Raw genomic sequence first — 15,045 nt, forward strand, 5'->3', positions numbered from 1 at the left:
GAAAAACTCAGACGAATCTAGTCTGAGTTTTTTTGTTTATACTCAATGAAAATCAAAGAACAAACTAGGAAGCTAGCCGCAGGCTGCTCAAAACACTGTTTTGAGGTTGCAGATGGAAGCTGACGTGGTTTGAAGAGATTTTCGAAGAGTATTAAATACTTTTACCTGGTAAGAGACTAACTGGTAAGAAATAACCAGTCGTGGCAACTTCTTTCCCCTCGATTTTTTGGAGTAGTAAATCAACTGTCAGGCGAGCAATTTCTTCCAAGGGTTGTTTAATGGTAGTGAGGTGAGGGTAGAAATTCTCAATAAAATAAGTTCCATCATAACCAATAACCTTAAGTTGTTCTGGAACAGAGATACCAAGTTCCTGAGCAATCTTCATTACCAAGATGGCAGTCAAATCATCCGATGCGAAAATAGCATCTGGTTTTTGTTTGGTCAGGATACTTTTGATTTCCATTTCCTTGCGGAGGGGTGAAAAGTCACTGGAAATATTGATAATGGGAGCTTTGGGGAAGATAGAAGCAAATCCTGCATGACGAAGTCCAGTTGGTGAATTAGAGTTGTCATTACCTGTAATCATAATGACAGACTTGGCTCCAGTTTTAGCCAAGGTTTGAGCTGCTAGGACTCCACCAGCATAGTTATCAGAAGAAACGACAGGAATGTCTGGCGATAGGTTTCGGTCAAAAGAGATGATTGGTGCTGTGACGCGATTGTAGTCTTCAATCCCTAAGTTATGGCTACCAGAGATAATGCCGTCCACTTGGTTGGCTTCTAGCATTTCAAGATATTCACGTTCTTTTTCTGAATCGTGCTCACTGTTACAGATGATTGTCTTGTAGCCTTTTTTGAAGAGTTCGTGTTCCAATTTGTCAATCAATTCAGCATAGAAAACATGGCTGATTTTTGGGAAAATCAAACCGATTAACTTGGCTGACTTCCCTTGGAGGCTACGAGCAAGGTTGTTAGGTTTATAGCCTAACTCTCGCATGGCCTCATTGACTTTTTGAATGGTTTTTTCAGACAGATAACCTTTTTTATTGATGACACGTGAAACGGTAGTAGGGCTGACGCCAGCCAATTTTGCGACATCAGTTAGTTTTGCGACCATATTCTAATTCGTAGTATGTTCCAGTTGGGTTTCCAGATTTAATGAGGATTCCATTTTGATCTTCATGAGGGAAGACACGACCAGAAAATACTTTTTCTCCTTTATTGATAAAGATTTCAAAGACTGAGTTGTCGATGAAGATATTGACAGTAGTTGCTTGATTAGTAACTGAGCAAGAGCGAGTAGTTCCAAATTCTTGAGCATATTGCTCACCTGCTTGACTGCGGTCAACAGTTACTTGACCATTGACAAGGTCAAAGTTGATGGAGAGTCCTTTGCCATCTTTATCAGCAAGAAGAACGATTTCATTTTGACTATCAGCTTCTAAGTTAAGCTCGATCTCGTAGGTATTTTTGGTTTCAGAACGATTTGAAAATTCCTCTTCTGAAGCACGAAGATCCTTGATAGCTGCTACAGGGTATTGATAGAGCTTGCCGTCTTTAATGGTAAGTTCTTTTACCAATGAGAAAGTTCCTTGGTGATCAAAACGATCAGATGGATAAGACACATCTGGTAACCCAAGCCAACTAACAGCAAGGGCACGTCCATCAGGGGCATTGAAGGCTTGAGTGGCATAGGCTTCAAAACCATAGTCTAGATTGTGTAGTTCAGACACATCTACCATACGAGCATTTTCTGGGTCAAAGGAAGCGCCGATTTTATACATGTTTGGATAGATATTGTCATAGTCAAGGACCTTTTTATCCAAACCTTGTGGGCAGTAAAGAAGGACAGGCTGTTCTCCGACAAAGACTAGGTTTGGGCACTCCATCATATAAGCAGTGCGGTCATTGTTGAAGTCAAGGTCTCCGACTTCTTGCCAGTTTGTATAATCATTATCGATAGCCTTATAGAGACGAACAAAACCTTTTTTCTCCAAATCTTGACCACCAACGATAGCGTAGTATTGCCCTTTAAAGTTAAAAATCTGTGGATCGCGGAAGTGGTCAGTAGCATCAGCAGGCTGATCAATTAAGATTTTATCAATCTTTTTAATATTTCCATCCTTATCCATCAAGGCACCGATCTGATAAGGGTGGCGTACCCAATTGTCATCACGGACATTTCCAGTATAAAAGAGGAATAATTGATCACCAAACTGCATAGCAGAACCAGAGTAAGCACCGTGGCTATCAAGTGGAGTATCAGGTAAGATTTTTACACCGGTTTCAGTAAAGTGGACCAAATCGTCGCTTTCAAGTTGAACCCAAGATTTTAAACCATGAGCTGCACCAAAGGGGAAGTTTTGGTAAAAGACAATCCACTTACCATCAAAATAAGAAAAGCCGTTTGGGTCGTTGAGGAGACCTTCCTTTGGCTCAATGTGATAGCTGACATGCCATGGGGATTGTGCCATCTTTTCTTGGATTTCTTTTCTTTCTTCTTGTGTCCAATCTTCATAACGTCTGTAACGACGTTCAGTAGTCCATTCCATTTCTATTTCCTCCATAAATTCTACTATCTTAATAGTAAACGTTTCCTTATAAAAAAGCAAGTCTTTTATTATAAAATTAAGAAAAAAATGTCAAACGATTGACAGAATACTGAGGTGGGATTTTATGAAAAATAATGAAATTATGAAAGAATTTGAAAATTTAAAAGTAAAAACCTTGAGTTTATAGGGTGTTTATTGCTGTATTGATGAAAAAAATAGCAAAAACAATCAAAAAATAAAAATTAGCAAAATTTTTTCTGCAAAACGCTTGACATATTTTTTAAACGTGATAGAATAATATTCGTAGGGCGGATAAAATCGCTTTCAAACATTTTACAAATTTTTTATAAGGAGATTTTTGCAAATGACGAATACAGAAATTGCAAAAAAAGTCATCGAGGCCTTAGGTGGACGTGAGAACGTTAATAGTGTAGCTCACTGTGCGACTCGTCTTCGCGTTATGGTTAAAGATGAAGCGAAAATTAACAAAGATGCTATCGAGAGCTTGGAAAAAGTTCAAGGTGCTTTCTTTAACTCAGGTCAATACCAAATCATCTTTGGTACTGGTACAGTAAACAAGATGTACGATGAAGTCGTAGCTCTTGGTTTGCCAACTTCAACAAAAGCTGAAATGAAAGCAGAAGCTGCTAAACAAGGAAATTGGTTTCAACGTGCCATCCGTACTTTCGGTGACGTCTTCGTACCAATCATTCCAGTTATCGTAGCGACTGGTCTCTTCATGGGTGTTCGTGGTCTCTTGACTGCTCTCGGAATGACACTTCCACAAGATGTGACAACTTACACTCAAATCTTGACTGACACAGCCTTTATCATCTTGCCAGGATTGGTTGTTTGGTCAACCTTCCGTGTATTCGGTGGTAACCCAGCCGTTGGTATCGTCCTTGGTATGATGCTCGTATCTGGCTCACTTCCAAATGCCTGGGCTGTTGCTTCTGGTGGTGAAGTAACTGCAATGCAGTTCTTCGGATTTATCCCAGTTGTAGGTTTGCAAGGTTCAGTTCTTCCAGCCTTCATCATCGGGGTTGTCGGAGCTAAATTTGAAAAAGCTGTTCGTAAAGTTGTTCCAGACGTTCTTGACCTCTTGGTGACACCATTCGTAACACTTTTGGTTATGTCAATTCTTGGTTTGTTTATTATCGGACCAGTCTTCCACGTTGTTGAAAACTACATTCTCATTGGAACTAAAGCAATTCTTAACTTGCCATTCGGACTAGGTGGTTTCTTGATTGGTGGAGTTCACCAATTAATCGTCGTATCAGGTGTTCACCACATCTTCAACTTGCTTGAAGTTCAATTGCTTGCTGCTGACCATGCTAACCCATTCAACGCTATCATCACAGCTGCCATGACTGCTCAAGGTGCTGCGACAGTAGCCGTTGGTGTGAAAACTAAAAATCCTAAACTTAAAACACTTGCTTTCCCTGCTGCTCTTTCTGCCTTCCTTGGTATTACAGAGCCTGCTATCTTCGGGGTTAACTTGCGTTTCCGTAAACCATTCTTCCTTTCATTGATCGCTGGTGCTATCGGTGGTGGATTGGCATCTATCCTTGGTCTTGCTGGTACTGGTAATGGTATCACTATCATCCCAGGTACAATGCTCTACATTGGTAACGGACAACTTCCACAATACCTTCTTATGGTAGCTGTATCATTTGCTCTTGGTTTTGCTCTTACTTACATGTTTGGTTATGAAGATGAAGCAGAAGTAGCTTCAGAAACTACAACTGAACGTTTGGTTGACGAAGCGGTAACTGGTACTGTTGTTGCTCCTAGCGAAGGTGTCATCCAAACTCCAATCGTTGGTGACGTTGTAGCTCTTGCTGATGTGAACGACCCAGTTTTCTCAAGTGGAGCTATGGGACAAGGAATCGCTGTGAAACCTAGTCAAGATGTTGTCTATGCACCAGCTGATGCTGAAGTGACAATCGTCTTCCCAACAGGGCATGCTTATGGTTTGAAAACAGCAAACGGAGCTGAAATCTTGATTCACGTTGGTATCGACACTGTTTCAATGAACGGTGAAGGATTTGACAAAAAAGTTTCCCAAGGTGAAAAGGTTAAAGCTGGAGATGTTCTTGGGACATTTGACTCAGCTAAGATTGCCGCTGCAGGACTTGATAACACAACTATGGTTATCGTGACAAACACTGCAGACTTTGCTTCAGTAAATCCAGTTGCTTCTGGATCAGTTGCTAAGGGTGATGCAGTCATCGAAGTTAAAGCTTAATACTCTTCGAAAATCAAATTCAAACTGCGTCATACTCGCTTTGCCGTACTCAAGTACTGCCTGCAGCTCGATTCCTAGTTTGTTCTTTGATTTTCATTGAGTACACTACTTTCGATTTAATAGATCAAAAAACGAACAAATGTTATGTTTGTTCGTTTTTGATTGAATGGTAAAATTTACAGAGGAAAAACTAAAAAATTGAGCAACTTTTCCTCCTGGAAATATGCTATAATAGAGAAAATAAAAACTAGAGGTTTATCATGACAAAATTATATGGAAGCTTGGAAGCGGGCGGTACAAAATTTGTCTGTGCTGTCGGTGATGAAAACTTTAACATTGTAGAAAAAACACAATTCCCAACAACAACTCCTATCGAGACAATCGATAAAACTATCGAGTTCTTTTCAAAATTTGATAATCTTGCAGGTCTTGCAATTGGTTCATTTGGTCCAATTGATATCGACAAAAATTCAAAAACTTACGGTTTTATCACAACTACACCAAAACCTCACTGGGCGAATGTTGACTTACTTGGTGCTCTCCGTCGCGCTCTAAATGTGCCAATGTACTTCACAACAGACGTAAACAGCTCTGCCTACGGCGAAGTAGTAGCACGTAATAACGCTGGCGGACGTATTGAAAACTTGGTTTACTACACAATCGGTACAGGTATCGGTGCAGGAGTTATCCAACGTGGTGAATTTATTGGTGGTGTTGGACACCCTGAGATGGGACACTACTATGTAGCAAAACACCCAATGGATGAGGAGAAAGAATTTAACGGTGTTTGTCCTTTCCATAAGGGATGTTTAGAAGGTTTTGCGGCTGGTCCAAGCTTGGAAGCTCGTACAGGGATTCGTGGTGAAAACATCGAACTCAACAGTTCTGTATGGGATGTTCAAGCCTACTATATCGCTCAAGCAGCTGTAAATGCAACTGTAACCTTCCGTCCAGACGTTATCGTATTTGGTGGTGGGGTTATGGCCCAACAACACATGCTTGACCGTGTGCGTGAGAAATTCACATCTTTGCTCAATGGTTACCTACCAGTTCCCGATGTGCGTGACTATATCGTAACACCAGCTGTTGCAGGTAATGGTTCAGCTACACTTGGAAACTTCGTTCTTGCTAAGAGCGTAGCAAAATAAGCATAAAAAATGAGGTCGGGATTTGTCCCGGCCTCTTTCTTTAGTCTTTTTCAATTTTCGTTTCCTGATGGAATATATTTTGCCAAGTTTCATGTCTGCGCCAGATACTTGTATGAATAGTATCACCTATCTGATAGCGGATGAGTTTTGTCTTCTGACTAATGGACGTTAAGTGAAGCTCCTTGATAGCAGTGGTTAATTCTTTTTCTGCCTTATAGGCTTCCTTGTCTAGTTCTAGTCCGTCTTGGCGAATATAAATGAAATCTTCAGCTAGTAGTTCTTCCAGTTGATTTCCTTGGTCAATTAGTTGCTCTCTCATGAGTAATTTTTTATAGACATTATCAAGAATTTCATCCTCAGGAATCGGTGCTGGTTCGATATGAATATCGGTGTCAAAGACACCAAAGCGTTCTGATAACATGGATTCAACCTGATCTGCAATTTCATGACTTTCGAAAACGGAGAGGTCTGGATTCATCTCGAGAGTAATGTCTAGATAAATATTACTTCCATAAGTACGACCCCGTTGTGATTTGACTTTGCTAATCTTAGGGATTTCCATGATAGCCTTTTGGTAATCTTCGAGCAAGTGCTCATCAAAACCATCTGAAAGGCTGAAGGATGACTCGATAAAGATATCATAGGCAGTCTTGAGGATAAAGAAGGTGATAACGATGGCAACCAATTTATCCACGAGAGGGAAGTTAAAACTGCTGGCTAGGATGGCGATAGTGGTTCCGAGTGAAGTGACAGCATCTGATAGGTTGTCCTTGGCAGCTGCTTTCAGTGCCTTAGACTTGGATTGCTTGCTGAGGTGAGTGTTGTAGAGATAGACTCCAAACATAATCACTGCAGAAATCACTCCCAAAATCGCTCCAAGTGGGTCAATTACAGTTTCTTCGCGACTGATAATCTTTTGAATCGTATCGCGAAGAACATCAAAACCAACATATAACATGATGATAGAGGTGATAAGACTTGCCAAGTCCTCAATTTTCCAGTGACCGAAACGATGGTCTCTATCTGCTGGCTGTCGGGCCAATCGAATCCCTATGAGGAGGGCAACGTTTCCGATGATATCTGAAACGTTGTTGAAACCATCCGCCACCAAACTGGATGAGTGAAGGAGGTGACCTGCTGCTAACTTAGCTGCTGACAAGAAAAGGTAGGTCAAGATGCTAATAATAGCACCTCGCTCAGCTAATTTCAAGTTTGAAACTGATTGATTCATCTGACTCTCTTCCTAGAATTTTTATATTCTATCATTATACTGGTTTTGTAAGGAAAATTCAAATGGAGCGCGAATAATCCCACCCCAGCACTTGTAAACTTTTGAAAATCTGTTATAATAGAACTACTCAAGGGAGTAGCTGGCGGTTAACCGCGATAGTGTCGTCATTACGAATTATTTCCGGCACTATATTAAACAGCGAGACTTGTTTTTTTAAAAAACAGGTCTCTTTTTTTGTAAAAAGAGACCAAAAAGGAGGAGACTGTTTTGTCAAAAGAACAAAATAAAGATTTGTTTTACACACAATCTTCTGAGGAAGTCCTAAAGAATCTGGACTCATCTGTCGAAGGTTTGTCAACTGCTCAAACTCAAGAACGCTTAGCGACTTATGGTCGAAATGAGTTAGAAGAGGGCGAAAAACGTAGCCTACTAGCTAAATTCCTTGATCAATTTAAGGATTTGATGATCATCATCTTGCTAGCGGCAGCGGCACTTTCTGTCATTACAGAAGGAATGGACGGTTTAACAGATGCCATTATTATCTTGGCCGTAGTTGTTCTTAATGCGGCCTTTGGTGTTTACCAAGAAGGTCAAGCTGAAGCAGCGATTGAAGCGTTAAAAAATATGTCTAGCCCGATGGCTCGTGTTCGTCGTGACGGTCATGTCATTGAGATTGACTCAAAAGAATTGGTGCCTGGGGACATCGTCTTGCTAGAAGCTGGAGATGTAGTTCCTGCGGATATGCGTTTGCTTGAAGCGGCGTCTCTTAAAATCGAAGAAGCTGCTCTTACTGGTGAATCTGTACCAGTTGAAAAAGATATTACTCAAGTGGTAGAAGCAGATGCTGGTATCGGTGATCGTGTCAATATGGGTTACCAAAACTCAAACGTAACTTACGGTCGTGGTATTGGTGTCGTGACCAACACTGGTATGTATACAGAAGTTGGTAAGATTGCGGATATGTTGGCCAATGCCGATGAGACAGAAACACCATTGAAGCAAAGCTTGGAACAATTATCTAAAGCCTTGACTTACTTAATCGTTGTGATTGCGATTATCACTTTCTTGGTTGGTGTCTTCGTTCGTGGTGAACATCCGTTGGAAGGCTTGATGGTTGCAGTAGCCCTTGCGGTTGCTGCGATTCCAGAAGGACTCCCTGCCATTGTAACCATCGTTCTCTCTTTGGGAACTACAACTCTTGCTAAACGTAATTCGATTGTTCGTAAATTACCAGCCGTTGAAACACTTGGTTCAACAGAAATCATCGCATCTGATAAAACAGGTACCTTGACTATGAACCAAATGACGGTTGAAAAAGTCTATACTAACGGTCAATTGCAAAGCTCAGCAGCTGAGATTGCTGCTAGTAACAATACCCTTCGTATCATGAACTTTGCCAATGATACAAAGGTGGACCCATCTGGTAAATTGATTGGTGACCCAACGGAGACAGCTCTTGTACAGTTTGGTTTGGACCACAACTTTGACGTTCGTGAAGTTTTGAAGAATGAGCCACGTGTGGCTGAATTGCCATTTGACTCTGAACGTAAGCTCATGTCTACCATCCATAAGGAAGCAGACGGTTCTTACTTTATCGCTGTTAAGGGCGCCCCTGACCAATTGCTCAAGCGTGTGACTCGTATTGAAGTCAATGGGGAAGTTCGTCCAATCACAGAAGAAGATAAAAATGCTATCCTTGCAACTAACAAAGAATTGGCCAAACAAGCTCTTCGTGTCTTGATGATGGCTTATAAGACAAGCAATGAAATCCCAACCTTGGAATCTGAAATTGTTGAATCTGATCTCATTTTCTCTGGTTTAGTCGGCATGATTGATCCTGAGCGTCCAGAAGCTGCAGAAGCTGTTCGTGTCGCTAAGGAAGCTGGTATCCGTCCAATCATGATCACGGGTGACCACCAAGATACAGCAGAAGCTATTGCTAAACGTCTTGGAATTATCGATCCAAATGATACAGAAGACCATGTCTTCACGGGTGCTGAGTTGAATGAGCTTTCTGATGAAGAATTCCAAAAAGTCTTTAAGCAATACTCTGTATATGCACGTGTATCACCTGAGCACAAGGTTCGTATCGTGAAAGCATGGCAAAAAGAAGGTAAAGTTGTTGCCATGACAGGTGATGGAGTCAACGACGCACCATCACTTAAGACAGCTGATATCGGTATCGGTATGGGGATTACAGGTACGGAGGTTTCTAAGGGAGCTTCTGATATGGTCCTTGCGGATGACAACTTCGCAACCATTATCGTAGCGGTAGAAGAAGGACGTAAGGTCTTCTCAAATATCCAAAAATCAATCCAATACCTCTTGTCTGCCAATATGGCTGAAGTATTCACCATTTTCTTTGCAACTCTCTTTGGTTGGGATGTATTGCAACCAGTACATCTTCTCTGGATTAACTTGGTAACAGATACGCTACCAGCCATCGCTCTTGGTGTTGAACCAGCTGAGCCAGGTGTGATGACCCACAAACCTCGTGGACGTAAGTCTAACTTCTTTGATGGTGGTGTCTTCGGAGCTATCATGTATCAAGGTATCTTCCAAACCATGCTGGTTCTTGGTGTTTATGGTTGGGCAATTCTCTTCCCAGAGCATCAAGTTCAAAGTGAAATCCACGCAGATGCCCTTACAATGGCCTTTGCAACTCTCGGTTTGATCCAATTGCTCCATGCCTTTAACGTTAAGTCAGTTTACCAATCTATCTTTAAAGTGGGACTCTTTACGAACAAGACCTTTAACTGGTCTATCCCAGTTGCCTTTGTCCTCTTTGTGGTGACAATTTTGGTTCCTGGATTTAACAGTCTCTTCCACGTTTCTCATTTGAGCTTGACTCAATGGATGGTGGTCGCTGTAGGAGCACTCATGATTGTGGTTCTTGTTGAGATTGTCAAAGCAGTTCAACGAGCGCTTGGAAAAGATAAAAACGCTATTTAAGCACTATGAAAAGTCATCTTCGGATGGCTTTTTGTTTATATATAAAGATAAACTGAAATAATACTCAATGAAAATCAAAGAGTAAACTAGGAAGAGAGCCGCAGGCTGTACTTGAGTACGGCAAGGTGAATCTGACGTGGTTTAAATTTGATTATCGAAGAGTATAATTTTGTGCTATAATCAAGGAGAACGATATCGTATGGAGGAAAGAGTCTTGGAAAAGAAAATTGTAACAGATATCTTGTTTTTGTCGCAGGTATCCCAGCCTGCTAGTCAGGAAGATTTACCCCTAGCAAAGGACTTGCAGGATACCTTACAGGCTAACAGAGAAACCTGTGTTGGACTGGCCGCCAATATGATTGGGGTGCAAAAGCGCGTGATTATTTTTAATATTGGCATGATTCCAATGGTCATGTTTAATCCCGTTCTCAAGTCTTTTGAAGGGCCTTACGAGACCGAGGAAGGATGTTTGTCTCTGACGGGTGTGAGACCGACAACCAGGTATGAAAAAATTACCGTATCCTATAGAGATGTTCATTGGAAAGAACAGACCATTACTCTGACAGGTTTTCCGGCTCAGATTTGTCAGCATGAACTCGATCATTTGGAAGGACGTATTATTTAGGCTCAAATCCTTGGTGCTCCTAGAAAAATATGCTACACTAAGACTATGAAAATTCTAATCCCAACTGCAAAAGAAATGAACACTGAAATCCCTAGTTTAGAGGCAGAACCTTTGTCTCCTGAGAGTCAGGCTGTTCTAGATGAATTAGCTAGATATTCTGCTCAAGAACTGGAAAATTTTTATAAAATTTCTGCTGAAAAAGCACAAGAAGAGTATGAACGCATCCAAGCTTTAAAAAATGGAACTGTAAACTCTTATCCTGCTTTGCAACTCTTTGATGGACTTATGTATCGCAACATCAAAAGGGACAATCTAAGCAAGGCTGAACAAGCCTATCTGGAGAAACACCTCATGATAACATCAGCTCTCTATGGTGTGATCCCGGCCTTTGCCCCCATTGCTCCCCACAGACTGGACTTTTTGATGAAGCTCAAAGTTGCTGGGAAAAGCCTAAAAAATCATTGGCAGGTGGCCTATGAAGAGTCGGTGAAGGAGGAAGATTGCATCTTTTCACTCTTGTCTTCAGAGTTTGAAAATGTCTTTCCAAAAGAAATCCGTGAGAAAATGGTGACCTTCAAGTTCATGGAAGATAGAGATGGAAAACTAAAAATCCACTCAACCATTTCTAAAAAAGCCCGAGGGGCTTTCTTAACAGCCTTGATGGAAGGTCAGGTAGCTTCGGTTGAAGAGATTAAAAAGCTCAGCTTTGCGGGTTTCAATTATCGAGAAGACTTGTCTAGTGACAAGGAATTGGCTTTTGTGAAATAGATTGAAAATAGAGAGAGTGGGACAGAAATCGGTAATTCGTTAGAATTCGATTTCGTCGTCCCACCTCCGCACAGTTGAGTAGGGCTGTAAAAGATGATGAAATCAGCGTAGTTAGAGCCCACTCAACCACTGCGTCTTGCTCGACAATCCATAGACAAATGAGAGGCTAGGACTTTTGTCCCAGCCCTTTTTTGTGATTTGGTGCTCCTATTTTTAGTTTAGAATGGTAGGAATTTTCACACAATTTTGGTATAATAAGACTATTAGAAAATTTCGAGGAGACAAACATGTCAGTTAAGATTGCTTTACTTGGATTTGGTACAGTAGCCAGTGGTGTGCCATTCTTGCTAAAGGAAAATAGAGAAAAAATCGTTCAAGCAGCTCAGTCAGAAATTGAAGTAGCTAAAGTTTTGGTCAAAGACGATCAAGAAAAAGCACGCTTGTTTGAAGCGGGAAATGATTTTAATTTTGTAACAAATATCGATGAAATCTTGTCAGACAAAGACATCACGATCGTTGTTGAGTTGATGGGACGTATCGAACCTGCTAAAACCTTTATCACTCGTGCTTTAGAAGCAGGGAAACACGTCGTAACAGCCAACAAGGACCTTTTGGCAGTCCATGGTGCAGAATTGCTTGAAATTGCCAAAGCTCACAATGTTGCTCTCTACTACGAAGCAGCTGTAGCAGGAGGGATTCCAATCCTTCGTACCTTGGTTAACTCACTAGCATCAGATAAAATTACTCGTGTTCTTGGTGTTGTCAACGGAACATCTAACTTCATGATGACTAAAATGGTAACCGAAGGTTGGTCTTACGAGGATGCTTTGGCAGAAGCCCAACGACTTGGCTTTGCTGAAAGCGACCCAACCAATGATGTTGACGGGATTGATGCGGCCTACAAGATGGTCATCCTTAGCCAGTTTGCATTTGGGATGAATGTAAAATTTGAAGATGTGGCCCATCAAGGAATCCGCAACATCACTCCAGAGGATGTGGCAGTTGCCCAAGATCTTGGGTATGTGGTTAAATTAGTAGGTTCTATCGAAGAAACACCATCTGGAATCGCTGCCGAGGTTACACCAACCTTCCTTCCTAAGGCTCACCCACTTGCAAGTGTCAATGGTGTCATGAATGCAGTCTTTGTGGAGTCTATTGGTATCGGTGAATCTATGTACTACGGACCGGGTGCCGGACAAAAACCAACTGCGACGAGTGTCGTAGCTGATATCGTTCGTATCGTTCGTCGTTTGAATGACGGTACCATTGGAAAAGCCTTTAATGAATACCATCGTGACCTTGTTTTGGCTCAGCCAGAAGATGTCAAAGCCAACTACTATTTCTCAATCTTGGCACCAGATTCAAAAGGTCAAGTCTTGAAATTGGCTGAGCTCTTTAATGCAGAAGATATTTCCTTCAAGCAAATCCTACAAGATGGCAAGCAAGAAGGCAAGGCTCGTGTTGTTATCATCAGCCATAAGATCAACAAGGCGCAACTTGGAAATATTACAGCAGCTTTGAAGGGTGTAGCTGAATTTGAACTTCTCAACACCTTCAAGGTTTTAGGAGACTAAGATGAAGATTATTGTACCTGCTACAAGTGCCAATGTGGGTCCTGGTTTTGACTCGGTTGGTGTAGCTGTAACTAAATATCTAGAAATTCAGGTTTGTGAGGAACGCGAAGAATGGATGATTGAGCACCAATTAGGCAAATGGATTCCGCGTGATGAACGTAATCTTTTGCTGAAAATTGCTCTACAAATTGTTCCAGACCTACAACCACGACGTTTGAAAATGATTAGTGATATTCCACTTGCGCGTGGACTTGGTTCATCGAGCTCTGTCATCGTTGCAGGGATTGAACTGGCAAATCAATTAGGAAATCTTAAATTAAGCGATCACGACAAATTGCAATTGGCGACTAAGATTGAAGGACATCCTGATAATGTTGCACCTGCTATCTATGGAAATCTGGTCATTGCCAGCTCTGTTGAAGGTCAGGTTTCAGCAGTGGTAGCACCCTTCCCAGAGTGTGCTTTTCTAGCTTATATTCCAAACTATGAATTGCGAACTCGCGATAGTCGTGGTGTCTTACCTAAGAAATTATCATACAAGGAAGCTGTTGCAGCAAGTTCAATTGCCAATGTGGCTATCGCAGCTCTATTGACAGGAGATATGGTCAAAGCTGGTCAAGCTATCGAGAGTGACCTTTTCCACGAGCGTTATCGTCAAGATTTGGTGCGAGAATTTGCGACAATTAAAAAAGTTGCCAAGAGAAACGGTGCTTATGCGACCTACTTGTCTGGCGCTGGGCCTACTGTCATGGTTCTAGCTGATCCTGATAAGATGCCGAAGATTAAGGCAGAGCTTGAAAAACAACCGTTCAAAGGCAAGCTTCATGATTTGCAAGTAGACACAGAAGGCGTGCGCGTCGAAGAAAAATAAATATAGCGATAGGATGGGGAAACTCTCTATTAGAGGGCTTCCTATCCTTTTTTTGAAAATGAAACGAGAAATCTGGGATTTTTCCCGTATTTGCTGACCAATAGATGGTCAAGGAGGTATGAGATGGCAGAAATATATTTAGCAGGTGGTTGTTTTTGGGGCTTGGAAGAATATTTTTCCAGAATTTCTGGAGTGCTGCAAACAAGTGTTGGTTACGCTAATGGTCAAGTTGAAACCACCAATTATCAATTAATCAAAGAAACAGATCATGCAGAGACTGTTCAAGTTATTTATGATGAAAAGGCAGTCTCGCTCCGTGAGATTTTGCTTTATTATTTCCGAGTCATTGATCCATTGTCTGTCAATCAACAAGGAAATGACCGTGGCCGTCAATATCGTACAGGGATTTATTATCAAGATGAAGAGGATTTACCGACTATCTATGCCCTTGTCCAAGAGCAGGAGCGCATGCTCGGTCGCAAGATAGCGGTAGAAGTGGAGAAACTCCGTCACTATATCCTGGCTGAGGACTATCACCAAGACTACCTCAAGAAAAATCCTGGTGGTTATTGCCACATTGATGTGAGGGATGCTGAAAAACCACTGATAGATGCCGCCAACTATGAAAAGCCTAGTCAGGCAACGTTACGAGAAAATTTGTCAGAAGAGTCTTACCGAGTTACGCAAGAAGCTGCGACGGAAGCTCCCTTTAGCAATGCCTATGATCAAACCTTTGAGGAAGGAATTTATGTCGATATCACGACAGGAGAGCCCCTATTCTTTGCCAGGGATAAGTTTGCATCAGGCTGCGGTTGGCCAAGTTTTAGTAGACCAATTTCTAAAGAGCTCATCCATTACTACCAAGACTTAAGTCATGGTATGGAGCGAATCGAAGTCCGTTCACGTTCTGGCAATGCTCACTTGGGACATGTCTTTACTGATGGACCTCAGGAGCTAGGTGGTTTACGCTATTGTATCAATTCTGCCTCTCTACGATTCATCGCTAAGGATGAAATGGAAGAGGCTGGCTATGGCTACTTACTTCCATATTTGAACAAGTAAAAAAGACGGTGGTT

Annotated in this window: 11 protein-coding genes; 8 read left to right on the top strand and 3 right to left on the bottom strand. The window is 41.6% G+C overall.

Annotated elements, in window-relative coordinates; all coding sequences use genetic code 11:
- Window positions 1-151: 151 nt before the first annotated feature.
- Complete coding sequence (locus AC3E7H_RS01220; RefSeq protein WP_000225981.1) at window positions 152-1,117, bottom strand: LacI family DNA-binding transcriptional regulator; 966 nt, start codon at window positions 1,115-1,117, stop codon at window positions 152-154.
- Window positions 1,098-2,552: a sucrose-6-phosphate hydrolase gene (locus tag AC3E7H_RS01225; protein ID WP_485736448.1), complete on the bottom strand. Its 1,455-nt coding sequence runs from the start codon at window positions 2,550-2,552 to the stop codon at window positions 1,098-1,100. Before AC3E7H_RS01225 ends, AC3E7H_RS01220 begins: the two co-directional genes overlap by 20 nt.
- Before the next feature lie 364 nt (window positions 2,553-2,916).
- On the opposite strand from AC3E7H_RS01225, the gene AC3E7H_RS01230 reads away from it, so the two are divergent.
- Together AC3E7H_RS01230 and scrK are read left to right on the top strand one after the other, a co-directional pair.
- A complete protein-coding gene (locus AC3E7H_RS01230) occupies window positions 2,917-4,800 on the top strand; it encodes a sucrose-specific PTS transporter subunit IIBC (RefSeq protein ID WP_075228181.1) in 1,884 nt (627 codons plus the stop codon).
- A gap of 260 nt (window positions 4,801-5,060) precedes the next feature.
- Window positions 5,061-5,948 carry a fructokinase ScrK gene (gene scrK / locus AC3E7H_RS01235; RefSeq protein ID WP_075228182.1) on the top strand — a complete coding sequence of 296 codons (888 nt, stop codon included), beginning with the start codon at window positions 5,061-5,063 and terminating at the stop codon, window positions 5,946-5,948.
- Window positions 5,949-5,988: 40 nt separating this feature from the next.
- On the opposite strand, the gene AC3E7H_RS01240 is transcribed toward scrK, so the two are convergent.
- The gene (locus tag AC3E7H_RS01240) at window positions 5,989-7,179 is read right to left on the bottom strand and encodes a cation diffusion facilitator family transporter (protein ID WP_075228183.1); all 1,191 of its coding nucleotides are present in this window, start codon (window positions 7,177-7,179) and stop codon (window positions 5,989-5,991) included.
- A gap of 267 nt (window positions 7,180-7,446) precedes the next feature.
- On the opposite strand from AC3E7H_RS01240, the gene AC3E7H_RS01245 reads away from it, so the two are divergent.
- From AC3E7H_RS01245 to msrB, 6 genes are all read left to right on the top strand, one after another.
- Window positions 7,447-10,131 carry a cation-translocating P-type ATPase gene (locus AC3E7H_RS01245; RefSeq protein WP_075228184.1) on the top strand — a complete coding sequence of 895 codons (2,685 nt, stop codon included), beginning with the start codon at window positions 7,447-7,449 and terminating at the stop codon, window positions 10,129-10,131.
- Window positions 10,132-10,345: 214 nt separating this feature from the next.
- Window positions 10,346-10,756, top strand: coding sequence for a peptide deformylase (locus AC3E7H_RS01250; RefSeq protein ID WP_490675967.1), 411 nt, complete (start codon window positions 10,346-10,348; stop codon window positions 10,754-10,756).
- 45 nt (window positions 10,757-10,801) lie between these two features.
- Window positions 10,802-11,524 carry a peroxide stress protein YaaA gene (yaaA, locus tag AC3E7H_RS01255; protein WP_490675968.1) on the top strand — a complete coding sequence of 241 codons (723 nt, stop codon included), beginning with the start codon at window positions 10,802-10,804 and terminating at the stop codon, window positions 11,522-11,524.
- Between the two features lie 287 nt (window positions 11,525-11,811).
- Window positions 11,812-13,098 (top strand): homoserine dehydrogenase, encoded by a 1,287-nt coding sequence (locus tag AC3E7H_RS01260; protein WP_490675969.1) that lies wholly within the window; start codon window positions 11,812-11,814, stop codon window positions 13,096-13,098.
- 1 nt (window position 13,099) lies between these two features.
- Complete coding sequence (gene thrB / locus AC3E7H_RS01265) at window positions 13,100-13,969, top strand: homoserine kinase (RefSeq protein WP_075228187.1); 870 nt, start codon at window positions 13,100-13,102, stop codon at window positions 13,967-13,969.
- A 123-nt stretch (window positions 13,970-14,092) separates the two neighbouring features.
- Window positions 14,093-15,031, top strand: coding sequence for a peptide-methionine (R)-S-oxide reductase MsrB (msrB, locus tag AC3E7H_RS01270; protein ID WP_490675970.1), 939 nt, complete (start codon window positions 14,093-14,095; stop codon window positions 15,029-15,031).
- Window positions 15,032-15,045: the final 14 nt, after the last annotated feature.

The organism is Streptococcus sp. SCPM-O-B-15304 (M98), from assembly GCF_058200215.1.